Origin of the sequence: Streptomyces sp. STR69 (assembly GCF_024519455.1) — a bacterium.
Classification (GTDB): Bacteria; Actinomycetota; Actinomycetes; order Streptomycetales; family Streptomycetaceae; genus Streptomyces.
This window is the reverse complement of the sequence record NZ_JALJRY010000004.1, coordinates 255,398-276,492: the sequence shown is the minus strand read 5'-3', so window position 1 is coordinate 276,492 and position 21,095 is coordinate 255,398. Positions and strand designations below refer to the sequence as shown.

Below are 21,095 nucleotides of genomic sequence, written 5' to 3'. Positions count from 1 at the left end.
GGCAGGCGTGTGCTTTTAAGGAGCGCGGGGCTGGCCTGTGCTTTTAAGGAGCGCGGGGAACTGCGCGACCAGCCACGACGCAGCCGCAGCCGCAGCCGACTGACAACGCCACCCCCACCCCCTTAGTCGCCCTCTTCCCCCAACACCCGCTGAGCCACGGCGAACGCCGAGTTCGCCGCAGGCACCCCGCAATACACCGCACTCTGCAACAGCACCGCGCCGATCTCCTCCGCCGTGAGCCCATTACGCCGAGCCGCCCGCACATGCATCGCCAGTTCGTCGTAATGCCCGTGAGCAATCAACGCCGTCAGCGTGACCATGCTCCGCTCGCGCCGCGACAACGTGGGGTCGGTCCAGATCTCCCCCCACGCGTACCGGGAGATGAAGTCCTGGTAGCGCGCGGTAAAGGGGGTCTGCCGGGCCTGAGCCCGGTCCACGTGCTCGTCGCCGAGGACCTCACGCCGTACCGCCATCCCGCGCCTCGCACCCCCGTCCAGATGCGCGCGCAGCGCCGTGAGGACGGCCCCCGGGCACTGCGCGGGCGCCAGATGCGAGGCCCCCGGGATCTCGACCAGGGCCGCGCCGGCCACCGCGTCGGCGATCTCCCGCAGATGCGCGGGCGGGGTCGCCGGGTCCTCGCGCCCGGCGATCACCAGCGTGCGCGCGCCGATCTCGGAGAGCCGCGACCGCAGGTCGAACGCGGCCAGCGCGTCACAGCACGCGGCATACGCGGCCGGGTCGGCGGCCCGCTGGTCGGCCACCAGCTCCGGCACGGTGAACCCGGGCGTGAACCAACGGGAGTTCGCGTTCTCGGCCAGCCAGCCCAGCCCCTCGCTCCGTACGCGCGCGGCCCGTTCCTCCCACGGCTTCGCCCCGTTGAAGTGCGCGGAGGAGCAGATGACGGCGAGCGACGACACGCGCTCCGGGTGATGCACGGCCAGGTGCAGGCCGACCGCACCGCCCAACGACACGCCCGCGTAGGCGAATTGCCCGATCCCCAGGGAGTCGGCGAGCGCGAGCACCAGATCGGCGAGGTCACCGACGGTCGCCCCGGGACCGATCAGACCGGGTGCCGAACCCGCGTGTCCCGGCAGGTCCCAGCGGATCACCCGGTGGGTGATGGACAGTTCGGGCGCGACCTCGTCCCACAGGGCGTACGACGTGCCCAGCGAGGGGCCCAGCAGCAGCGGGGGAGCGGAAGCGGGCCCCTCGGCACGGAAGTTGAGCAGCTTCTCGGTCAACGTCGCTCCAGCGCACGGTCGGTGAGGGCTCCGGCGGAACCCGTGTAGCGGGCGGGGTCGGTGGGTGCGGAGAGGTCGAGATCCTTCAACTCGGGTTCCCCGGCGAGCAGTTCGGACAGCGGACGGTCCTCCGCGTACGTCCGCCGCGCGGCCTCGGTGAGCAGCTCCTTCGCCCGGGCCCGGCCGAGCAGCGGCGCCAGTTCGGCGGACAGCCGCTCGGAGACGATCAACCCATGGGTGAGACCGAGGTGTTCACGCATCACGTCCGGGTGCACCCGCAGCCCCTCGGCCAGTTCGGCGGCATCGTGCGCCGCGCCTCCGACCAGCCGCAGCAGTTCCCTGAGCGGTTCCCACTCGGCGTGCCAGGCCCCGGCCGGCCGCTCGTCCTCGGCGACCAGCGAGCCGTAGAGGACGGCCGCGAGCTGCGGCGTCCTGCGCGCGGCGGCGGCGATCAGGGTGGACCGTACGGGATTCGCCTTGTGCGGCATGGCCGACGAACCTCCGCCGTTGCTCTCCGAGACCTCGGCGATCTCGGTACGGCCCAGGACGAGCACATCGGCGGCGAGCTTGCCCAGCGCGCCCGCCGTGAAGGCCAGGCACCCGGCGAGATCGGCGATCGGTGTGCGCAGCGTATGCCAGGGCAACAGCGGTGCCGTCAGGCCGAGTTCACGGGCGTACGCGTCCGGCAGCGCGAGCGGGTCCTCGGCGCCGTACGCGATGAAGGCCGCCAACGTGCCTGCCGCGCCGCCGAGTTGGACGGGCAGCCCGTCCCGCACCACCCGCACCCGGTCCCGCGCGTCGAGCACCAGCGACCGCCATCCGGCCGCCTTCAGCCCGAAGGTCGTCGGTACGGCGTGCTGGGTGAGTGTCCGGCCCGGCATCGCGGTGTCACGGTGGTCGGCGGCCAGTCGGGCGAGTGCCTGTTCCGTGCGCGTGAGGTCCCCGAGGACGAGGTCCAGGGTGCGGGCGGCGACCAGCATCGTCGCGGTGTCCATGATGTCCTGGCTGGTCGCGCCCCGGTGGACGTAGGGACCGTACTCCTCGCCGACCGCCTTCGTCAGATCGGCGACCAGCGGGATCACCGGGTTCCCGCCGCCGCGGGCGCGCTTCGCGAGGGACCGTACGTCGAAGCGGTCCGCGTCGGCCGCAGCGGTCACCGCCGTCGCCGCCTCGGCGGGCGCGAGCCCGAGCGCGGCCTGGGCGCGGGTGAGCGCGGCCTCCGCGTGGAGCAGTGCCCGTAGATATGCGGTGTCGCTGGTCGCGGACGCGGCGGGGGAGCCGGCCCACCCGGGGGCGAGCAGGCCGGTGTCCGACGGGTCGGCAAAAGTCACTGGAACTCCAGGAAGACCGTCTCGCCTTCGCCTTGAAGGCGGATGTCGAAACGGTAGGTGCCCCTGCCGTCGTCCTGGGCGATCAGCGTGTCGCGCCGCGCCGGGTCCAGCCCGGACAGCAGCGGGTCCGCGGCGAGCGCGGCCTCGTCGCCCGGGAGGTAGATCCGGGTGAAGAGGTGCACCAGCAGCCCGCGCGCGAAGACGCACGCGCTCAGGTACGGGGCGCTGAGGCCGCGGGCGCCGGGCCGCAGTGTCCGCGCGTACCAGTGGCCGTTGGCGTCGGTCTGGATGCGGCCCCAGCCGGTGAACTCCACGCCGTTGCGGCCGAGATAGCCGCCGCTCGCCGGGTCGCGCCGGATCGAGCCGTCGGTCGTGGACAGGTTGCCGTCGGGGTCGGGCCCCCACAGCTCCACGAAGGCGTCCGGCAGCGGCCTGCCCTCGCCGTCGTGGACGTACCCCTGGACGGTGATCGTGTCCGGGTGCCCGACCGGTGCGATGTCGCCGCCGCCGGGGAACGGGAGCGCATAGCCGTAGAAGGGGCCGACCGTGTGCGACGGGGTCGGCAGCACGGACTCCGGGCGGCTCGTGTCGATCTTCGTCATGGCGGGTCAGCGTCCTTCTTCGATCCAGGTGGCGTGCGGGCCGTCGAGCACGATGTCCCAGTGGTAGCCCATCGAGAACTCGGGCACGGACAGGCTGTGGTCGTAGGTCGCGACGAGGCGCTGCCGGGCCGCGTCGTCCGTCACCGACTGGATGATCGGGTCGTAGGGGAACAGCGGATCGCTCGGGAAGTACATCTGCGTCACGAGCCGTTGGGTGAACGCCGTGCCGAACATCGAGAAGTGGATGTGCGCCGGACGCCAGGCGTTGACGTGGTTGCGCCAGGGGTAGGGGCCCGGCTGGATCGTGGTGAAGCGGTAGGTGCCCTCGTCGTCGGTCAACGTGCGCCCGACGCCGGTGAAGTTGGGGTCCAGCGGGGCGTCGTGCTGCTCGCGCTGGTGCGCGTATCGGCCGGCCGAGTTGGCTTGCCAGATCTCCACCAACTGGCCGCGGACAGGCCGCCCGTCGCGGTCCAGCAGCCGCCCCGAGACGGTGATCCGCTCACCGATCGGCTCCCCGTTGTGCTGCCGCGTCAGGTCGTTGTCGATCTCGGTGATGTCCCGCTCGCCGAAGGCGGGGGAGGCCAGCTCCACCAGCTCCGGGTCCTTCGACACGTCGATGGTGACCGGCGGCTGTTTCGGGTGTCGCAGGAGCGAGGAGCGGTACGGGGCGTAGTCGCGGCGCGGGTGGTGCTCGACCGGGGCGCCGTCCGCGATCCGCTTCTCGTACGTCGCGTGCTCGGCCGCTATTTCGAGGTCGATGTCGTGCTGGGTGAGCGTCATGGGGTTCCTACCGTTCGAGGACGAGGGCGAGGCCCTGGCCCACGCCGATGCAGAGGGTGGCGACACCGACTCCCGAACCCTTGCGGGCGAGTTGGTGGGCGACGGTGCCGGCGAGCCGGGCACCGGAGGCGCCGAGAGGGTGACCGAGGGCGATGGCGCCACCCTGCGGGTTGAGGATCGCCGGGTCGAACTCGGGCCATTCGGCGACACATCCGAGGACCTGGGCGGCGAAGGCCTCGTTGAGTTCGAGGACTGACAGATCGTCAAATCCCTTGCCCGCCTTGGCGAGTGCGCGGTTCACGGCCTCGACGGGGGCGAGTCCGAAGTAGTCCGGGTCGAGCGCGTGCACACCGGTCGCCGAGACCCGGGCGAGGGGCTGACGGCCGGTGGCCCTGAGGCCTTCCTCGTCGACCAGCAGCAGGGCGGCGGCACCGTCGTTGAGCGGCGAGGCGTTGCCGGCCGTGACCGTCCCGTTCTCCGCGCGGAACGACGGCTTGAGCCTGGCCATCGCCGCCAGGGAGGCATCCGCCCGTACGCATTCGTCGGCGGCGAAGGCGACCGGGTCGCCCTTGCGCTGCGGAACCGGGACGGGTGCGATCTCGCCGTCGAAGAGCCCCGCGGCCTGTGCGTCGGCCGCCTTCTTGTGGCTGGCGAGCGCGAACTCGTCCTGCTGCTCGCGGCTGATCTTGTGCTTGTCGGCGATCAACTCCGCGCTCTCGCCGAGCGGGATGGTCCACTGCGGGTTCATGGCCGGGTTGACCATGCGCCAGCCGAGCGTGGTCGAGTACAACTCGGTGTGCCCGGCCGGGAAGGGACGGTCCGACTTGGGCAGGACGTACGGTGCCCGGGTCATCGACTCCACCCCGCCCGCCACGGCGATGGAGGCGTCCCCGACCGCGATCGCACGGGCCGCCTGGATGACCGCCTCCAGGCCGGAGGCGCACAGCCGGTTGACGGTCACGCCCGGCACGGAGGTGGGCAGACCCGCGAGGAGAGTGGCCATGCGGGCCACGTCGCGGTTCTCCTCGCCGGCGCCGTTGGCGTTGCCGAAGTACACGTCCTCGATGCGGGCCGGGTCCAAGTCCGGGGTGCGGGCGAGGAGTTCGCGGATGGCGTGGGCGGCCAGGTCGTCGGGGCGGACCGAGGCGAGACCTCCGCTGTACCTGCCGAACGGGGTGCGGACGGCGTCGACGATGTAGACCGTGTTCACAACAGTCCCTCCGTGATGGTGAGTTCGGCGTCGGTCCTGGCGACGATCTCCTCGACGGTCACACCGGGCGCGGTCTCGGTCAGTACCAGCCCCTCGGGCGTCACGTCGATCACGCCGAGATCGGTGATGACCCGGTTCACGCACGCCTTCCCGGTGAGCGGCAGCGCGCACTCCTTGAGGATCTTCGGGGAGCCGTCCTTGGCCACGTGGGTCATCACGACGATGACCGTGCGGGCGCCGTGCACGAGGTCCATCGCCCCGCCGATCCCGGTGACCAGCTTGCCGGGGATCGCCCAGTTCGCGAGATCGCCGCCGGCCGAGACCTGCATCGCGCCCAGCACGGCGACGTCTATGTGACCGCCCCGGATCATCCCGAAGGAGAGCGCGGAGTCGAAGAAGGAGGCGCCCGGCAGGACCGTCACGGTCTCCTTGCCGGCGTTGATCAGATCCGGGTCGACCTGCTCCTCGGTCGGATAGGGGCCGGTGCCCAGGATGCCGTTCTCGGATTCGAGGATCACCTCGACGCCCGGCGGGAGGTAGTTGGGGATCAGGGTCGGCAGGCCGATGCCGAGATTGACGTACTGCCCGTCTGCGAGTTCGCGGGCCGCGCGGGCCGCCATCTGTTCCCGTGTCCAGGCCATCAGCCGCTCACCGTCACTGTCCGCTGCTCGATCCGCTTGTCGGAGGCCTGTTCGGGGGTGAGGGACACCACCCGCTGCACGAAGATCCCCGGCAGGTGCACCGCGTCCGGGTCGATCTCGCCGGGCTCCACCAGCTCCTCGACCTCGGCGATCGTCACCCTGCCCGCCATGGCGGCGAGGGGGTTGAAGTTGCGGGTCGACTTGTTGAAGACCAGGTTCCCGTGCCGGTCGCCCTTCGCGGCCCGCACCAGGGCGAAGTCGGTGCGGATGCCGCGCTCCAGCACGTACTCGGTGCCGTCGAAGTCCCGCACCTCCTTCGGCGGCGAGGCGAGCGAGACCCCGCCGGAGCCGTCGTAGCGCCAGGGCAGTCCGCCCTCGGCTACCTGGGTGCCGACACCCGCCGGGGTGTAGAAGGCGGGGATGCCCGCCCCGCCCGCGCGCAGCCGCTCCGCGAGGGTGCCCTGGGGGATCAGCTCGACCTCCAGTTCCCCGGCCAGGTACTGGCGGGCGAACTCCTTGTTGGCGCCGATGTAGGAGCCGGTCACCCGGGCGATCCGGCCTGCGGCCAGCAGTACGGCGAGGCCGGACTCCAGCGCCCCGCAGTTGTTGGACACCACGCCCAGCGAGCCGACCCCGCGCTCGTACAGCGCCTGGATCAGCACGTTCGGTACACCGCTCAGCCCGAAGCCGCCGACGGCCAGGGTCGCTCCGTCCGGCACATCGGCCACTGCCTCCAGGGCTGTGGCGACCACCTTGTCCATCCGTGAAGCTCCGTCCCGTCCGAGCGCCCGGTCAGCAGTCCATGCGGTGCAGATCGCCGCAGTTCGTCAGGGCACTGAGCATTTCGGTGAAGTTTCTTTCACGCTGCCACTGCGGGGCCACCGCGTCAAGGCCTGGGAGAAGCCGCAGGTCGGTCCCGTGCGCGGGCCTGGACTCGGCTCCGGGGTCCCCGGGTATCGTTCAGTGCACGGACGAATATGACTTCGGGAGGGCACATGGGCGCGGTGGACCTCACCATCCACCCCGGGCACCTCGCCCGGCGACTCCAGCAGGCGCACTACCTGTTGTGGAACACGATGGTCTCCGAGGAGATCACCTCGCCGCAGTTCGCGGTGCTCAACGCGCTCGTCGCCGAGCCGGGGCTCGACCAGCGCACGGTGGGCGAGCGGGTGGGCCTGGACCGCTCGACCGTCGCCGAGGTGATCAGCCGGCTGAGCAGCCGCGGTCTCCTCGACAAGGTACGTGACGCGCGCGACGGCCGCCGTTTCCTGCTCTGTCTCACCGACGACGGCCGGCGGGTCCACCGCAAGCTCGCCGTCCGCACGGCCCGCATGAACCAGGTCTTCCTGGCCCCCCTCTCCGCCGAGGAACAGGGCGTCTTCCTCGACCTCATCCAACGGGTCTCGGACGCGGCCGAGGGGCTCCGCAACCCCGCGGAGCCCCTCGCCGCCCACCGCTGACCCTCGGGCGTCGCCGCCGTCAGGCTTTCGCGAACACCACCCAGACCTGGCCCTCGGCGAAGTTCACGGGCGTGCCGTCGGAGGTGGTGAACTCCGTTCCGTCCGTAGCCTTCGGCCGCTTCCAGTCGACGCTGTAGGTACGGCCGTCCCGCAGCACGTCCGCCTTCCCGGAGCCGACGGTCACGGTGTACGGCGTGTTGTTGCCGAGGACGTCGTGGTACACGGACTTGCGGATCTGCACGTACTGGATCACGACCGTCGCCGGAGCCAGCCGCTTGCCTGCCGTCGTCACGGTGGGCGTGCCGTCCTCGGTGACCAGCCAGCGGTGCTGGGACCCGGACCAGGTGAAGGTGAAGCGGGCCGCCGGATAGCGCACCGTGCGGGAGGCGGTGGCCTTGCCGCCCGCGGGGGCCGCGCCGTAGTGGAAACCGGTCGTCAGGGCCGCCGCGCCAGGGGCGGCGGAGAGCAGTTTGTTCGGGCGCAGATAGAGGTTGTGCGGGGCGGACTTGTCGACGCCCCGGTAGTAGGCGTTCGCCACCTCGTCGGGCGACGCGGAGCGCAGCGGTGCCTTGTCGATCAGTGGCAGCAGCTTGTGCTGGGCCCCGGAGAAGGCGAGCGTCGGGTCGTCGAACTGGCGCAGCAGCTCCAGATCGGACACGCGGGCGCTGCGCACCGGCCCGACGGACTTGGGCAGCTTGGTGGCGAAGACCGCCATCAGCCGGCTCAGCCCGCCCTCGACCTGCTCGGCGTAGACGATGTCCGCCGAGTCCAGGCCCGTCTGCGGGCGGGCCGCGGGCACGTTGTCGATCTTCACCGCGAGCACCGGATCGGCGGCAGGGGCGACCGTGCCGCCCGCGCTCGGGCTCTGGGTCGGGCTCTGTGCGGGGGACTGGCTCCGTCCGCGTCCGTCGTCGGCGGTGCCGCCGTGCTTCGCCGTGCAGCCCACCGCGAGGGAGGCCGCCATCGTGGCGGCCAGCAGCGCCGCTCTTCTCGCGCCGCGACGCCGGGGCGCCTTTTGTCCCATGCCCACCGTTGCCACCAGTCCGTGTTTTCGATTGTGCTCTTATAAGTTCATTGCTGGCCATACCCGCTCGGTTGTGTTTGTGCGCGTCGAATGGGCCGATCGGCCCACCGGAAGATCCGGAGGAAGTCAGTCCGGCGGGCCGAGGATCTCCGCAAGGTCGTAGCGGACCGGCTCCTCCAGCTGCGCGTAGGTGCAGCTCTCGGGCGTCCGGTCCGGGCGCCAGCGGCGGAAACGCGCCGTGTGCCGGAAGCGCGCGCCGTTCTCCATGTGGTCGTACGCCACCTCGGCCACCCGCTCCGGCCGCAGCGGCAGCCAGGAGAGGTCCTTCTTGCCCGACCAGCGGCTCGGCGCCCCGGGCAGCCGGGCGCTCTCATGGGCAGCCTCCTCCGCCCAGGCCGCCCACGGATGCCCCGCGGGGTCGTCCATGCGCAGCGGCTCCAGCTCATCGATCAGCTCGGCGCGCCGCTTCATCGTGAAGGCGGCCGACACACCCACGTGTTGGAGGGTGCCGTGATCGTCGTGGAGACCGAGCAGGAGCGAACCCACCACGGGCCCGCTCTTGTGCAGGCGGTACCCGGCGACCACCACGTCCGCCGTCCGCTCGTGCTTGATCTTGAACATGGCACGCTCGTCCTGGCGGTAGCGCAGATCCAGCGGCTTCGCCACGACACCGTCGAGCCCGGCCCCCTCGTACTGCTCGAACCACCGCCGCGCCACCTCGATGTCGGTGGTCGCGGGCGCCAGATGCACGGGCGCGGTCGCGCCCGACAGCGCCCGCGCGAGCAGCGCACGCCGGTCGCCGAGCGGTACGTCGAGCAGCGACTCGTCGGCCAGGGCCAGCAGGTCGAAGGCGACGAAGGAGGCCGGGGTCCGCTGGGCCAGCGTCCGCACCCGTGACTCGGCCGGGTGGATGCGCTCGGTCAGCGCGTCGAAGTCGAGCCGCCCCTCCCGCGCGATCACGATCTCGCCGTCCAGCACACAGCGCTCCGGGACCCGCGCCTTCAACGCCTCGACCAGCTCGGGAAAGTACCTGGTCAACGGCTTTCCGGTACGGCTCCCCAGCTCGACCTCGGCGCCGTCGCGGAACACGATCGCCCGGAAGCCGTCCCACTTCGCCTCGTAGTGCATGCCCGGCGGAATCCTCGCCACCGACTTGGCGAGCATCGGTTTCACGGGTGGCATCACCGGCAGATCCATGATTCCGATTCTGCGCTCGTGCGCCGCTTGTCGCCCGGTATGCGATTTCTGGGCGGCGGGCCTAGCGTGGCTCGCATGGGCGAAGCGGTGGAACTGGAGGCGGGCGGCCGGACGGTACGGCTGTCCAGTCCCGGCAAGATCTTCTTCCCGGAGCGCGGCTTCACCAAGCTGGACCTCGCCCGCTACTACATCGCGGTCGGCCCGGGAATCCTGCGCGCCCTGCGCAACCGCCCCACCACCCTGGAGCGCTACCCGGACGGGGTCGAGGGCGAGAACTTCTTCCAGAAACGGGCGCCCAAGAACATGCCCGACTGGATCCCGACCGCCCACATCACCTTCCCCAGCGGACGCAGCGCCGACGAGATGTGCCCGACCGAGGAGGCCGCCGTCCTGTGGGCCGCCCAGTACGGCACGCTCACCTTCCACCCCTGGCCCGTGCGCCGCGACGACGCCGACAGCCCCGACGAACTCCGCATCGACCTCGACCCGCAGCCCGGCACCGACTACGACGACGCCGTCCGCGCCGCCCACGAACTCCGCGCCGTACTCGACGAGTTCGGCGGCCTCAAGGGCTTCCCCAAGACCTCCGGCGGACGCGGCCTGCATGTCTTCGTCCCCATCGAACCCCACTGGACCTTCACCCAGGTCCGCCGCGCCGCCATCGCCGTCGGCCGCGAACTGGAACGCCGGATGCCCGAGCAGGTGACGATCAAGTGGTGGAAGGAGGAGCGCGGCGAGCGCATCTTCGTCGACTACAACCAGACCGCCCGCGACCGCACCATCGCCTCCGCCTACTCCGTACGGCCCCGTCCGTACGCCCCCGTCTCGGCACCCCTGCGCTGGGACGAGGTCGACGCCGCGCACCCCCGCGACTTCGACCTGGCGACCATGCCGGCCCGTTTCGCCGAACTCGGCGACGTGCACGCCGACATGGACGACCACCGCTACTCCCTCGACGCCCTCCTCGAACTGGCCAGGCGCGACGAACACGACCACGGGCTCGGCGATCTGCCGTACCCGCCGGAGTACCCGAAGATGCCGGGGGAGCCCAAGCGGGTGCAGCCGAGCCGCGCGAAGAAGGACCCCGACCCCGACGCCGCCTCTGACGGATCATGAGCGCATGACCCGCCTCCTGACCCGAAGCGATCTCGGTGACCTCCTGGAACCCTCGGCCTGTCTCGCCGCACTGCGCGACGGCTTCCGCGCCGTGGGGGCCGAGGCGGCGATCCCCGGCCAACGGGTGCGCACCGACCTGCCGTTCCCCGGTACGGCCACCGCCCTGATTCCCGGACTGCTGCCCGGCATCGAGGCCTACACCGTGAAGGTCAATGCCAAGTTCCCCGGTGCGCGGCCCGCGTTGCGGGGTGTCATCTGCCTGTACAGCGGTGTGGACGGCGAGTTGCTCGCCCTGCTGGACTCGGCGACGGTGACCGCCTGGCGTACGGGACTGGCGGCGGCGCTGGGCACCCATGCGCTGGCGGGTCCGGCCGAGGGCGCGGTGGTGGGGGTCATCGGGTCGGGCGCGCAGGCCGAGTTGATGGTGCGGGGGCTGGGCGTCCTGCGGCCGTACGGTCAACTCCTCGTCCATGACACGGACTTCGAGCGGGCGGCCGACTTCGCCGTACGGCACGGCGGCCGGGTGCTGGGCTCGGCGACGGAGATCGCCTCGGACGCCGACATCGTGCTCCTCGCGACCTGGTCCCGCACCCCGCTGCTGTCCCTCGCGGACACCCGTGCGGGCCAGCACTTCACCAGCCTCGGCGCCGACGAACCCGGCAAGCGGGAACTCGCCGCGGACCTGCTCGACGCGGCGCTCGTCGTCGTCGACGACCGCCAACTGGTCGCTTCAGTGGGCGCGTTGGCGCCGGACGACATCGACACCACACTCGGCGACGTACTGCGCGGCGACCACCCGGGCCGCACCGACGCCACTGCCCGCTCGGTGTACGCCCCCGTCGGCCTGCCCTGGCAGGACCTGGCGCTCGCCTGGCTGGCGTACCGGCGGGCGGAGCAGGACGGGGTCGGGCGACGGGTGAATCTGCTGGGGTGACCCAGGGGATCCCGCCGAGTTGGGAGCGCTCTCACCGTCGGGTTCGGCCGCGGCTATCCTGATCCGCAGCATCGAGGAGGGGTCCAGAAGTGACCGAGACAGCACCGCGCCCCACGCTGGAGGCCGTGGCCGCGCGGGCGGGGGTGTCGCGGGCCACCGTGTCCCGCGTGGTCAACGGCGGGGACGGGGTGCGGGAATCGCTCGTCGAACGGGTCCGGCAGGCCGTGGACGAACTCGGCTACGTCCCCAACCAGGCCGCTCGCAGCCTGGTGACCAGGCGGCACGACGCCATCGCCGTGGTGATCGCCGAACCGGAGACCCGGGTCTTCGCCGACCCCTTCTTCGCCATGCAACTCCGGGGCATCAGCAAGGAGTTGACCGCCCACGACTCCCAACTCGTGCTGCTCCTCACGGAAGGCCGCGCCGATCACGCCCGCGTCGGCCGCTATCTCGCCGGCGGACATGTGGACGGCGCGCTCGTCTTCTCCCTCCACCTCGACGACCCGCTGCCCGGACTGATCCAGCGGGCCGGTGTCCCCACGGTGTTCGGCGGCAGGCCCTGCTGGAGCGAGGGGACCCGCGCGTCCGGGCCCACCGTGTACGTCGACTGCGACAACCGGGGCGGTGCCCGCGAGGCCGTACGCCATCTCGTCGGGCTCGGCCGCACCCGGATCGCGCACATCACCGGCGCACTCGACCAGACGTCCGCGGTGGACCGGCTCGACGGGTTCCGGGACGTCATGGTCGACGTCGACCCCCGGCTCATCGTCGAGAGCGACTTCACGCCGGGCGGCGGCGAGCGCGCCATGCGGGAACTCCTCGACCGCTGCCCCGACGTGGACGCCGTGTTCGCCGCCAACGACCTCACCGCCTACGGCGCCCTGAAGGTGCTGCGCGAGGAGGGGCTGCGGGTGCCCGAGGACGTGGCCGTCATCGGCTTCGACGACATGCTTCCGGTCGCCGAGCAGACCGAGCCGCCGCTCACGACGGTCCGTCAGGACATAGAGGAGATGGGCCGGTTGATGGCACGCCTGCTGCTGCGCGGCCTCGACCGCCGCGGGGTCAGGGACGGCATCGGAGGCGCGCCGTCCAGCGTGATCCTGCCGACCACACTGGTCCACCGCGCCTCCGCGTAGGCCCGCCCCCAGGCGCCGGGGCTCCGTCAGCCCTGCGGCGGCTCGCTCTTGATGATCGCGAAGCGGGCGCCGTGCGGGTCGGTGAGCTGGGCCATGCGGCCGACGCCCTCCATGCTGGTGGCGGGCATGGCGACCTTGCCACCGGTCTCCAGCGCCTTGGCCACGGTGGCGTCCACGTCGGCGACCTCGAAGTAGGCCAGCCAGTACGCCCCCGGGGCCGCCCCGGTGGCGTCGAAGTCGAGCGGGACGACACCGCCGAACATCGCGTCCTCACCGGCACCCGCCGGGTTGAGACAGGTGTAGTCACCGCCCGGCATGGGGGCGGCCGAGGTCTCCAGACCGAACGAGGCGTGGTAGAACGCCGCAGCCGCCGCGACGTCCGGCGTGTACAACTCCACCCAGGTCAGCGAACCCGGGTCGCCCGCCACATCGACACCCTTGGTCCGGCCCGGCTGCCAGACGCCGAACGCGGCGCCCGCCGGGTCCCTGAGGATCGCCATGTGACCCTCGCCCATCACGTCCATCGGCTGGAACAGGACCGCGCCGTGCGCCTGCTCCACCGCCTTGGCCGTGGCCTCCGCGTCAGGGCTCTGGAAGTACACCGTCCAGGCGGACGAGTCGTGCTCCGGGGGCAGTGGCATACCGCCGGCGACCGTCTTGCCGTCCAGCTGGAAGAAGCCGTAGCCGCCGGCCTCGGGTCCCGCCGACTGGAACTCCCAGCCGAAGAGACCGCCGTAGAAGGAGATGGCGCTGTCGATGTCGGGCGAGCCGACGTCCAGCCAGTTGGGAGCGCCGTTGACGAAACGGGTGGTGAGCATCTTTGCCCTCCTCATTGAAGGGTCCCGTGGTGAGGGGGTCCGTTCTCTGCACTGCCGAGTCTTGCACCGCCCACTGACAATCGCTGCCGGAGTGCCGGTTCGACTTGGGGATACGGTCGTCATTACCCTCGGTGACCGTCGAAGTTCTCCGTGTTTTCATCGGGTTCCGCGCGCCGCCGTGCGCCGGTGCGGGCGCGGCGCCACCATCGGGGTGGCCGGAGGCCCCGGAGCGCGGCGTTGATCCCGCGTTGATCGAACGTTTTTCACCGCACGGCACGCTCCTGCTCATGCACATCGACACGATCACCTCGCCCGACCTGGACTGGCAGCAGGAGGCGTTGTGCGCGCAGACCGGGGCGGACTTCTTCTTCCCCGAGCCCGGCAGCTCCGTCCGGGAGGCCAAGCGCATCTGCGGCATGTGCCCGATCCGCTCCGCCTGCCTGGAGTACGCCCTCGACAACGACGAGCGCTTCGGCGTGTGGGGAGGCCTCTCGGAGAAGGAACGCCTGGAGCTCCGACGCGCCTCGCACTGACCGGGACCGGGGCGTTTATCGATGCGGCCGGCTCGGGGGAGTGCGGTTAGGATCCGGAGGCGCACCCGGGCGTAGCGCAGAGGCAGGCGCGCGTCTTGGCAAGACGGTCACATCGGTTCGAATCCGATCCCCGGGCTGCGTTCGGGGGCCCTGTAGAGCAGAGGCAGACTCGCCACCTTGTCAGGGTGGATACGCCGGTTCGAATCCGGCCGGGGCCCATTTCGGAGCACGGCCGGGGCGGGAATCGATGACTGACGAGGGCGGGATCACCGAGGCGGAACTCGCCGCCTTCCACCACGCGGTGGGCAGACTGCGGGAGTTGCCCGCCGACGATCCGGTGCGCCTGCGCGCGGAACAGGTCGCCGCGTCCTTCGCCAGGGACGGGCGACTGCGGCGCCGCAAGGCGCGCGGCGCCGACGTGTCCGCCGCCGACGCGGCGACCATGGCCGCGACGGCGACGGGATCGGCGGACCGGCGCGAGGACGCCGCGCTGCGTCCGACCGGCGAGACGGTTCACGGGGATGCCGGTGGTGTCTACCGCAAGCCGCGCGGTTGCTATGTCTGCAAGTCGCCCTATCGACAGGTGGATTCGTTCTACCACCGGCTGTGCCCCGAGTGCGCAGCCGACAACACCGCCCGCCGTGCGCTGAGTACGGATCTGAGCGGGCGCCGGGTGCTGCTCACCGGCGGGCGCGTGAAGATCGGTTTCCAACTGGCCCTGATGATGCTGCGGGACGGCGCGGAGGTGCAGGTCACCTCGCGGTTCCCGCACGACACCGTGCGCCGGTTCCACGCGGAGCCCGGCAGCGAGAAGTGGCTGGACCGGCTGACGGTGCTCGCCGTGGACCTCCGCGACCCGCGCCAAGTCCTCGGCCTGTGCGAGGAGTTGCGGCAGACGGGCGAACCGCTGGACATCCTCGTGAACAACGCCGCGCAGACGGTACGACGCCCCCCGCAGTCGTACGCCCTGTTGGCCGCGGGCGAGCGCGACGCACTGCCCGAACGGGCCCGCCAGGCACCGGGGTTCACACCCATGAGGATGCTCGCGGGCGGGGCCTCGGCGCTGCCCGTCGTACTGCGCGAGGCCGACGAGGCCGGACTGTTGCCCGACCCGTCCCCGGACAACTCCTGGTCGGCGCGGCTCGGTGCTCTCGACCCGGCCGAGGTCCTGGAGACCCAGCTCGTCAACGCGCTCGCCCCCGCCCTGCTGTGCGACCGGCTGTTGCCGCTGCTCCTCGCGTCACCGCGCCCACGCCGGTACGTCGTCAACGTGACCGCCGTCGAGGGTCGGTTCGCCGTTCGCAACAAGACGGCCGGACACCCGCACACCAACATGGCCAAGGCCGCGCTCAACATGCTCACCCGCACCAGCGCCGCCGAACTCGCCGACCAGGGCGTCCACATGTGCGCCGTCGACACGGGCTGGATCACCGACGAGAACCCCGCCCCCAAGAAGAGCCGCATCGCCGGGGCCGGCTTCCGCACGCCGCTCGACATCGTGGACGGCGCGGCCCGCGTCTACGACCCCATCGTGCGCGGCGAGTCGGGGGATCCGGTGTCCGGGGTGTTCCTCAAGGACTATCGGGAGGCGGCGTGGTGAGCGGGGACGCGGAGGACACGGACGGACCCGAGGCGGAGGCCTCGGGCGCGGTCGGCTTCGCCGGTGTGGTGTACGTGCCGCCACGTCCGGTCGCCGAACTCGGGCCGCTGCTCGACTGGTTGCGGGCGGGGCGGCCCGCCGGGGAGCGGCTGGACTTCGCCGTGGGGACGGCGCTGCCGGACGGGCGGCTCGACCTGTGCAAACAGGGACTGGGCGCGGAGGGCGCCGCCCGCGTCGCCGAGGCACTGGCCCAAGGGCCTTCGCCCGTAAGGCACTTGCTGCTCGGAACCGACGGGCTCGGTGACGAGGGTGCCGAGGTCGTGGCGGGCGGGAGCGGTGAGGTCGAGACGCTCTACCTGGGCTGCAACGGGATCACGGCCGGCGGTGCCTGCCGGATCGCCGACCGGTTGCGTGCCTCGCCACAGGTCGTGACCGGTGTGTGGCTCAAGCGCAATCCCCTGGGCAGCGGCGGAGGGCGGGCGGCGGCCGAACTCATCGAGTCCGCGCGGTCGTTGCGCACGCTCGACCTCGTGCAGACCGGGCTCGACCCGGCGGCCGTGACCGTCCTCGCCGACGCGCTGCTGGCAGCCGCCGGCAACGGGCGCCGTATCGAGCGGCTCTTCGTCGGCGGCAACCCGCTCGGCGCGGACGGTGCCGCACCGCTCGCCGTCGTCGTCGCGGCGGGCGCGATCGACGAACTCTACGTGTCCGCCGCCCAGTTGGGTGATGCGGGCGCCCTCCGGCTGGCCGACGCCCTGGCACGGGCACCGTACGGACGGCTCACCCGGCTGTCCGTCGCCAGCAACGGCATCGGTCCGCGGGCCGCGGCACGGCTGGTGACGGCGGCCACCGGGGCCGGGGTCGGCCTGCTGGACCTCGGCCGGGTCCGGGCGGCGGGTGTGCTGGACGCCGCCGACAACCACGTCGATCTGTCCGCCGCCGAGACCATCGCCCGCACCCTCGTGGCCGCCGAGCACCGCCTCACCCACCTCGTCCTCTCCCACACCGGGATGCGCAGCCGCGAGGCCCACCGTCTCCTCGACACGGCACCCGGCGCGCTCACCCCCACCCGCTTCGTCCTCGGCCAGGGCATCGCCGCCAGCATCAAACGCCGCCTGGAATCCCTCACCGCCCACCTCCCGCCACCACCGCTCGCCCCCGACGTGGCCGCCGTACGCAGCGTGCACCGCACGGCGCGGCCCGGGGAGGGCGACCACGGGGTCAGCGACGCGCCAGCCCGGTGAACACGTCGGTCCAGAACCGCTGTTGCTGTGCCGACGCCCCCACCAGATACGTCGCCCGGAGCTTCGCCGGCAGCAGTGCCACCATGCGGGCCACCACCGCGCGGTGCTTCTTCAGCTGGGACAGCTCCGCGTTGGCGAGGATCTGGTGGACCACGTCGCTGTCGTCGCCGCCCTCGTCGGTGTGCTCGGCGGCGCGCCGCAGCCGGGCCTCCCAGCGGTCCGCGTCGCGGGCCAGTTCACGCAGACCGGTCACGGGGCGGCCCTTGAAGCGGTCGATCAGGGCGGTGAGCGGCACGGGCGCGTACTCGCCGTCGCCGAGATAGACCGTCGCCATCTCCAGCGGCAGCCCCTTCCGGTGCAGCTTGATGAGCCGCTCCAGGGTGCGCTTGGTGATCCAGGCGCGGCCGTCGTCGTCGATGTCGTGCTTCCACCACTCCAACACCGTCTCGGCGTCCGAGCCGTACCGCGCGAGCAGCCACTCGTTGGCCGGGATGTCGTCCGGTTCCACCGTCAGCGAGGCCGTGAACCGCGTCGCCTGGGCGATGTTGTTCCGCGAGACCAGCAGCTTGCGGCCGAGATGGTACGGCGGGTTCTGGACGGCGATCTGCGCCCGCAGGTTCTCGATGCGGCGGCCGGCCAGTGACCACTCCTGGGTGATCTCCATGAGCTTGGCGAACGCGGCCTTGTCCTTGGGGCGGTTGTACTCGTCCCACACGATCGCCTTGGGGTCGGGCCCGGTGAAGTTCGCGGCCAGCAGGTTGTCCAGGGTGCCGTCCGGCGACGGGATCGGCGCGCACAGGTCCTCGACGTTCGTCACCGGCAGCGAGAAGTACAGCGGCTCCCGGCCCAGGCCCGCGCGGACCGTCTCCCGGACCAGCTCCGTCTTGCCGCAGCCGGGCGGGCCCTGCAGCAGCACCGTCCAGCGGTTGCGCAGCGCGGCCCGCACCACCTGCCGTACCGGGTCGGGGATCGTGGCCGGGTTGGGCACGCCGAGGGCCTGGGCGAGGCGGTCCAGGATCTCCGTCGTGCGGTTCTGCCCGGGCCTGCCGTCGGCGCCCGGCTCGGCCAGCCGCAGCCGCTCGCCGTCGATCAGGGGCAGGCCCCAGCGGAGCGGGAAGCCCTCCTTCGCGTTGGCCAGGACATGGTCCAGCGTGCGCGGGGAGAGCAGCTCGCGCAGCGCGGGGGAGAGCGACGCCCACACGGCGAACACCGGATTCAGGTCCCAGGGACGGTACTTGGCGGCGAGATGCCGGCGCCAGGACGTGTCGTTCGCCGTGATCCGCATCGTGACCATGCGGTCGAGCAGCGCGAGATCGCCGCGCCGGGCGGAGGTCTCCGACAGCGACTCGTTGTCCGTGAGGAAGACACCGACACAGCCCAGCGCCCGCAGATCGTGCTCGCCGAGCGTCCAGTTGCAGGCGATCTGCATCAGCTGCGACTGGATCGTGTCGCCCGCCTGCAGCGAGTCGTCGATGAGCAGCACGAACGGCGTGCCCGGCTTCAACTGGCTCATCACCAGCTGCCGCAGCACGAGTTCACCGGTGCGCGGGTCCCGCACCGGAGCGTTGATCAACAGGTCGTCCGGCGTCAGATTGGCCGCCGGGACGTACACCAGCGCGGTGCCCGGGTGGGCGCGCCCGATGTGGGAGAAGAACGTCGCCGTCTTGCCGATGCCGTGCTCGCCGAAGATCTGCCCGGTCTGCCCCAGGTCGATCATCGCGTCGACGAAGGACTCCAGACGCGACAGCTCACGCCGGTCGCGCTTGCCCTCGGCTGCCGTCAACTGCCCTGTCTCCGTGCTCATTTACCGCGATCCTGTCGTGACGCGATGGCAGTCCATCGCCGGGGTGTGCGTCTCGGGCCACTCGCTGCCGCCCTCGGTGATCAGCCAGATCCACTTGTCCGGCTCGGCGGGCGCGATCGGCGGCGCGTACCCGTCGGTGAGCATCACGACCGCGTCCGGAGTGACGTCGAACCGGCGGCCGTTCACCTCCGTACGCCCCTCCACGTAGTCCGCGACGACCTGGAAGCTGGTGCCGCCACCGCCGTACACCCGCTCGCCCGGTGTGAACGGCATGACCACGGCGTCGAAGGACAGCCAGTGCGCCTCGACTCCGTCGATGCGACCGACGAGCTCGGTGAGCCAGGTGATCACCTGCCGAGGCATCGAGCCCGAGGTGTCGTAGGCGATGACCAGGACCTTGTCGCGGACCGGGCCGCGCCGCGAGAGCATCGGGTCCTGGCCGAGGGCCGCGAGCAGGGCGCCGCGTTTCTTCGGGTACACCAGCCGCTCGCCGTCGCGCAGCTTCGAGCCGAGGACGTCGACCAGCCAGCGCTGCCACCAGTGGACCGTACGCGTGCGTGCCGTCTCGCCGCGCAGGACGCCCGCGCCGAGGTTCCCCCAGATCCGGGCGGCCCGCGCGGAACCATCCTCCGTACGGCTCATCAGGTCGAGCAACTCCCGCTCCGCGCCCGCGTGTCCGCGCCGGGCGGCCAGCAGGGAGTTCAGCAGCGCGGACGACGTCGCCGCGTCGACCGTCTCCTGGTCGGCCGGTACCCACCCGCCCATCAGGTGCACGCACAGGTGCCGCTCCGGGACCGGGGGATGCGCCATGCGCTTGAGCTCGCCGTAGACCTTCATGTCGGTCGCGACGAACTCCTCGTAGGGGACGGGCTCCAGGCCGTGCGTGGTGAGGTCCTCTTGGTAGAGGTCGTGGATCCGCCGTGGGTCGATGCCCGTCGGGCGGCCGTCCAGCAGGGGCAGTTCGGTCCGGCCGAGCCGGACCAGGGCGACATGGTTGATGGAGACCTCTGCGGCCAGCTCGAACACCGGGTCCTCGCGCAGCTCGGGGTCGGCGAACAGGTGTCGCTGCACCAGGTGCCGGGCCTCGTGGAAGAGCACGAACTTCACGCCGTCCAGGCCGAGTCCGACGAAGAAGTCCGGGTTGAAGAGCAGCAGACAGGAGCCGTCGCCGGAGGCGACCACGGCCGCCGTGTCCACCGCCGTGGTCGGGATCTGGTGATGGCACTTCGCGTACAGCCAGGACGCCACCGCCGACTCGGTCAGCCCGAAGTCCAGCAGCGCGGCCTCCTTCAGCCGCCGCGCCTCCGCGACCTTCGCCGGGTCCGCCGGCCGGTACCGCTCCAGCGCCCTGCGGTCGGCCAGATCGACCACAGGAGTACGCCGACCCCGCTCCCCGTACGCCATCCCACGCCCCCCGCGCCGCAGTTCCCCTAGTGCCACATTGGTACCAGGCCGCACTGACAACGGGCCAAGGCATTACGCTCTGGCCCCAAGGGTGGGGTCGTAGCGCAGAGGCAGACGCACCGGTCTCCAGAACCGGAATCACGCTGGTTCGAATCCAGCCGCCCCGCCCCCTCAGGCGATCGCGCCCGCCGTCATCACCAGCTCCGCCGCGTTCCCCTGGAACGTGTCGATGAGCTGCGCCAGCACGGCCCAGGCGTCCTCGCGGTCGCCCAAGTGGTCGCGCACGAGCGGTCGTAGCGCCTCCTGGGCCTCGCCCACGCGCGCGGGGAACATCAACTGTCCGGTGGACAGCACGTTGAGTACGTGTGACGCGGGGCCCCAAGAGGTCGCGTAGTCGGCGGGGCCGTCCAGGACCCCGGCCTTCCGCACCCGGTGGGTGAACTTGCGGTGCGTGCCGAAGTGCGCGCGCAGCGCGGGCGGGCAGTCCGGCCGGATCGACAGTGCCCAGCGCGCGTAACCGGGCAGTGGTCGGTTCCGGTCCGCCTCGGTGACCGCACGCCAGTCGGAGCGCTCCAGCACCATCGACGCCGCCGTCCGCGCGGACTGCATGGAGGTGCCCTCGCGCAGGGCGCCGACCAGGCCGAAGCGGGTGAAGTTCTCGGGGACCGGCGGTGCCAGCTCCGGGCCCAGCCCGTCGACAACGGTCACCAGCGCTTCACGGTCGGGGCCGAACGGCACACCCCGTGCGATGGCACGCCGCATCGCGTTGTCCGCCGACCTGTGCCGCCAGACCCACTGGTTCCGTTCCGGATCGTCCTGCTCCAGGACCCACAGCAGCACGGAGGCGGGCACCGCCGTCCTCGTCCAGGACCAGAGCAGGGCGTTCTGCCGGGCTTCGAGAGTTGCTTGTACCGCCGGCTCGGGCAGGCCGATCCGCCGCCGTATCCGGTCCGCGTCCTCGTGGTCGATCAGGCCCAGCAGAAAGCCGACCGCCGCCCCTGACGTGCTGTTGTCGCGCAT

The 21,095-nt window shown here is 71.6% G+C and carries 20 protein-coding genes and 3 tRNA genes; 10 read left to right on the top strand and 13 right to left on the bottom strand.

Annotated features, from left to right (window positions below; all coding sequences use genetic code 11):
* Window positions 1-122: 122 nt before the first annotated feature.
* From pcaD to OC490_RS09660, 7 genes are read right to left on the bottom strand one after another with little or no spacing between them, the layout of a single operon-like run.
* Window positions 123-1,241, bottom strand: coding sequence for a 3-oxoadipate enol-lactonase (pcaD, locus tag OC490_RS09690; RefSeq protein WP_262057426.1), 1,119 nt, complete (start codon window positions 1,239-1,241; stop codon window positions 123-125).
* Entirely contained in the window at window positions 1,238-2,572 is a 1,335-nt protein-coding gene (gene pcaB, locus OC490_RS09685; protein ID WP_262057425.1) for a 3-carboxy-cis,cis-muconate cycloisomerase, read from the bottom strand. Before pcaB ends, pcaD begins: the two co-directional genes overlap by 4 nt.
* The gene (gene pcaG / locus OC490_RS09680; protein WP_262057424.1) at window positions 2,569-3,174 is read right to left on the bottom strand and encodes a protocatechuate 3,4-dioxygenase subunit alpha; all 606 of its coding nucleotides are present in this window, start codon (window positions 3,172-3,174) and stop codon (window positions 2,569-2,571) included. The genes pcaB and pcaG overlap by 4 nt, the downstream gene beginning before the upstream one ends.
* A 6-nt stretch (window positions 3,175-3,180) precedes the next feature.
* Complete coding sequence (pcaH, locus tag OC490_RS09675; protein WP_262057423.1) at window positions 3,181-3,954, bottom strand: protocatechuate 3,4-dioxygenase subunit beta; 774 nt, start codon at window positions 3,952-3,954, stop codon at window positions 3,181-3,183.
* A 7-nt stretch (window positions 3,955-3,961) separates the two neighbouring features.
* Window positions 3,962-5,164, bottom strand: coding sequence for a thiolase family protein (locus OC490_RS09670; RefSeq protein WP_262057422.1), 1,203 nt, complete (start codon window positions 5,162-5,164; stop codon window positions 3,962-3,964).
* Window positions 5,161-5,805 carry a CoA transferase subunit B gene (locus OC490_RS09665; RefSeq protein ID WP_262057421.1) on the bottom strand — a complete coding sequence of 215 codons (645 nt, stop codon included), beginning with the start codon at window positions 5,803-5,805 and terminating at the stop codon, window positions 5,161-5,163. Before OC490_RS09665 ends, OC490_RS09670 begins: the two co-directional genes overlap by 4 nt.
* On the bottom strand, window positions 5,805-6,566 hold the full coding sequence (locus tag OC490_RS09660) for a CoA transferase subunit A (RefSeq protein WP_262057420.1): 762 nt from the start codon (window positions 6,564-6,566) through the stop codon (window positions 5,805-5,807). The genes OC490_RS09665 and OC490_RS09660 overlap by 1 nt, the downstream gene beginning before the upstream one ends.
* 234 nt (window positions 6,567-6,800) lie before the next feature.
* On the opposite strand from OC490_RS09660, the gene OC490_RS09655 reads away from it, so the two are divergent.
* Window positions 6,801-7,265: a MarR family winged helix-turn-helix transcriptional regulator gene (locus OC490_RS09655; protein ID WP_262057419.1), complete on the top strand. Its 465-nt coding sequence runs from the start codon at window positions 6,801-6,803 to the stop codon at window positions 7,263-7,265.
* A 19-nt stretch (window positions 7,266-7,284) separates the two neighbouring features.
* Here the strand turns inward: OC490_RS09655 and OC490_RS09650 are convergent, their stop codons facing one another.
* Together OC490_RS09650 and OC490_RS09645 are read right to left on the bottom strand one after the other, a co-directional pair.
* The gene (locus OC490_RS09650) at window positions 7,285-8,289 is read right to left on the bottom strand and encodes a DUF3048 domain-containing protein (RefSeq protein WP_262057418.1); all 1,005 of its coding nucleotides are present in this window, start codon (window positions 8,287-8,289) and stop codon (window positions 7,285-7,287) included.
* A gap of 126 nt (window positions 8,290-8,415) precedes the next feature.
* On the bottom strand, window positions 8,416-9,486 hold the full coding sequence (locus OC490_RS09645) for an ATP-dependent DNA ligase (RefSeq protein ID WP_262057417.1): 1,071 nt from the start codon (window positions 9,484-9,486) through the stop codon (window positions 8,416-8,418).
* 75 nt (window positions 9,487-9,561) lie between these two features.
* Between OC490_RS09645 and ligD the strand changes: the two genes are divergently transcribed.
* The 3 genes from ligD (at window position 9,562) to OC490_RS09630 (ending at window position 12,672) form a co-directional block, all read left to right on the top strand.
* Window positions 9,562-10,602 carry a non-homologous end-joining DNA ligase gene (gene ligD, locus OC490_RS09640; protein ID WP_262057416.1) on the top strand — a complete coding sequence of 347 codons (1,041 nt, stop codon included), beginning with the start codon at window positions 9,562-9,564 and terminating at the stop codon, window positions 10,600-10,602.
* A gap of 4 nt (window positions 10,603-10,606) precedes the next feature.
* A complete protein-coding gene (locus tag OC490_RS09635; RefSeq protein ID WP_262057415.1) occupies window positions 10,607-11,536 on the top strand; it encodes an ornithine cyclodeaminase family protein in 930 nt (309 codons plus the stop codon).
* Window positions 11,537-11,625: 89 nt separating this feature from the next.
* Window positions 11,626-12,672 carry a LacI family DNA-binding transcriptional regulator gene (locus OC490_RS09630; RefSeq protein ID WP_262057414.1) on the top strand — a complete coding sequence of 349 codons (1,047 nt, stop codon included), beginning with the start codon at window positions 11,626-11,628 and terminating at the stop codon, window positions 12,670-12,672.
* Window positions 12,673-12,698: 26 nt separating this feature from the next.
* Here the strand turns inward: OC490_RS09630 and OC490_RS09625 are convergent, their stop codons facing one another.
* Window positions 12,699-13,490: a VOC family protein gene (locus OC490_RS09625; RefSeq protein ID WP_262057413.1), complete on the bottom strand. Its 792-nt coding sequence runs from the start codon at window positions 13,488-13,490 to the stop codon at window positions 12,699-12,701.
* A gap of 287 nt (window positions 13,491-13,777) precedes the next feature.
* Here OC490_RS09625 and OC490_RS09620 point away from each other — a divergent pair, with 287 nt between their 5' ends.
* The 5 genes from OC490_RS09620 (at window position 13,778) to OC490_RS09600 (ending at window position 16,867) form a co-directional block, all read left to right on the top strand.
* Window positions 13,778-14,023, top strand: a complete 246-nt coding sequence (locus OC490_RS09620; protein WP_262057412.1) for a WhiB family transcriptional regulator — start codon at window positions 13,778-13,780, stop codon at window positions 14,021-14,023.
* Window positions 14,024-14,087: 64 nt separating this feature from the next.
* A tRNA-Ala gene (locus OC490_RS09615) sits at window positions 14,088-14,159 on the top strand.
* A gap of 10 nt (window positions 14,160-14,169) precedes the next feature.
* Window positions 14,170-14,241: transfer RNA gene (locus tag OC490_RS09610), tRNA-Asp, on the top strand.
* Window positions 14,242-14,270: 29 nt separating this feature from the next.
* On the top strand, window positions 14,271-15,623 hold the full coding sequence (locus OC490_RS09605) for an SDR family oxidoreductase (protein ID WP_262057411.1): 1,353 nt from the start codon (window positions 14,271-14,273) through the stop codon (window positions 15,621-15,623).
* Window positions 15,620-16,867, top strand: a complete 1,248-nt coding sequence (locus tag OC490_RS09600; RefSeq protein WP_262057410.1) for a ribonuclease inhibitor — start codon at window positions 15,620-15,622, stop codon at window positions 16,865-16,867. Before OC490_RS09605 ends, OC490_RS09600 begins: the two co-directional genes overlap by 4 nt.
* On the opposite strand, the gene OC490_RS09595 is transcribed toward OC490_RS09600, so the two are convergent.
* Complete coding sequence (locus OC490_RS09595; RefSeq protein ID WP_262057409.1) at window positions 16,845-18,671, bottom strand: AAA family ATPase; 1,827 nt, start codon at window positions 18,669-18,671, stop codon at window positions 16,845-16,847. The two genes, OC490_RS09600 and OC490_RS09595, sit on opposite strands and share 23 nt — an antisense overlap.
* Window positions 18,672-20,075: a DUF2201 family putative metallopeptidase gene (locus OC490_RS09590; RefSeq protein WP_262057408.1), complete on the bottom strand. Its 1,404-nt coding sequence runs from the start codon at window positions 20,073-20,075 to the stop codon at window positions 18,672-18,674. It abuts the gene before it with no gap.
* Window positions 20,076-20,168: 93 nt separating this feature from the next.
* Between OC490_RS09590 and OC490_RS09585 the strand changes: the two genes are divergently transcribed.
* A tRNA-Trp gene (locus tag OC490_RS09585) sits at window positions 20,169-20,241 on the top strand.
* A 5-nt stretch (window positions 20,242-20,246) separates the two neighbouring features.
* Here OC490_RS09585 and OC490_RS09580 read toward each other — a convergent pair.
* On the bottom strand, window positions 20,247-21,095 hold the full coding sequence (locus tag OC490_RS09580; RefSeq protein ID WP_262057407.1) for a hypothetical protein: 849 nt from the start codon (window positions 21,093-21,095) through the stop codon (window positions 20,247-20,249).

Excerpts from the sequence above, each read along its gene's own strand:
- pcaG (WP_262057424.1), bottom strand. The coding sequence starts at position 3,174 with ATGACGAAGATCGACACGAGCCGCCCGGAGTCCGTGCTGCCGACCCCG.
- ligD (WP_262057416.1), top strand. The coding sequence starts at position 9,562 with ATGGGCGAAGCGGTGGAACTGGAGGCGGGCGGCCGGACGGTACGGCTG.
- OC490_RS09655 (WP_262057419.1), top strand. The coding sequence starts at position 6,801 with ATGGGCGCGGTGGACCTCACCATCCACCCCGGGCACCTCGCCCGGCGA.
- OC490_RS09660 (WP_262057420.1), bottom strand. The coding sequence starts at position 6,566 with ATGGACAAGGTGGTCGCCACAGCCCTGGAGGCAGTGGCCGATGTGCCG.
- OC490_RS09605 (WP_262057411.1), top strand. The coding sequence starts at position 14,271 with ATGACTGACGAGGGCGGGATCACCGAGGCGGAACTCGCCGCCTTCCAC.
- OC490_RS09595 (WP_262057409.1), bottom strand. The coding sequence starts at position 18,671 with ATGAGCACGGAGACAGGGCAGTTGACGGCAGCCGAGGGCAAGCGCGAC.
- OC490_RS09645 (WP_262057417.1), bottom strand. The coding sequence starts at position 9,486 with ATGGATCTGCCGGTGATGCCACCCGTGAAACCGATGCTCGCCAAGTCG.
- OC490_RS09625 (WP_262057413.1), bottom strand. The coding sequence starts at position 13,490 with ATGCTCACCACCCGTTTCGTCAACGGCGCTCCCAACTGGCTGGACGTC.
- OC490_RS09635 (WP_262057415.1), top strand. The coding sequence starts at position 10,607 with ATGACCCGCCTCCTGACCCGAAGCGATCTCGGTGACCTCCTGGAACCC.
- OC490_RS09620 (WP_262057412.1), top strand. The coding sequence starts at position 13,778 with ATGCACATCGACACGATCACCTCGCCCGACCTGGACTGGCAGCAGGAG.
- OC490_RS09590 (WP_262057408.1), bottom strand. The coding sequence starts at position 20,075 with ATGGCGTACGGGGAGCGGGGTCGGCGTACTCCTGTGGTCGATCTGGCC.
- OC490_RS09580 (WP_262057407.1), bottom strand. The coding sequence starts at position 21,095 with ATGCGCGACAACAGCACGTCAGGGGCGGCGGTCGGCTTTCTGCTGGGC.
- OC490_RS09650 (WP_262057418.1), bottom strand. The coding sequence starts at position 8,289 with ATGGGACAAAAGGCGCCCCGGCGTCGCGGCGCGAGAAGAGCGGCGCTG.
- OC490_RS09665 (WP_262057421.1), bottom strand. The coding sequence starts at position 5,805 with ATGGCCTGGACACGGGAACAGATGGCGGCCCGCGCGGCCCGCGAACTC.
- pcaH (WP_262057423.1), bottom strand. The coding sequence starts at position 3,954 with ATGACGCTCACCCAGCACGACATCGACCTCGAAATAGCGGCCGAGCAC.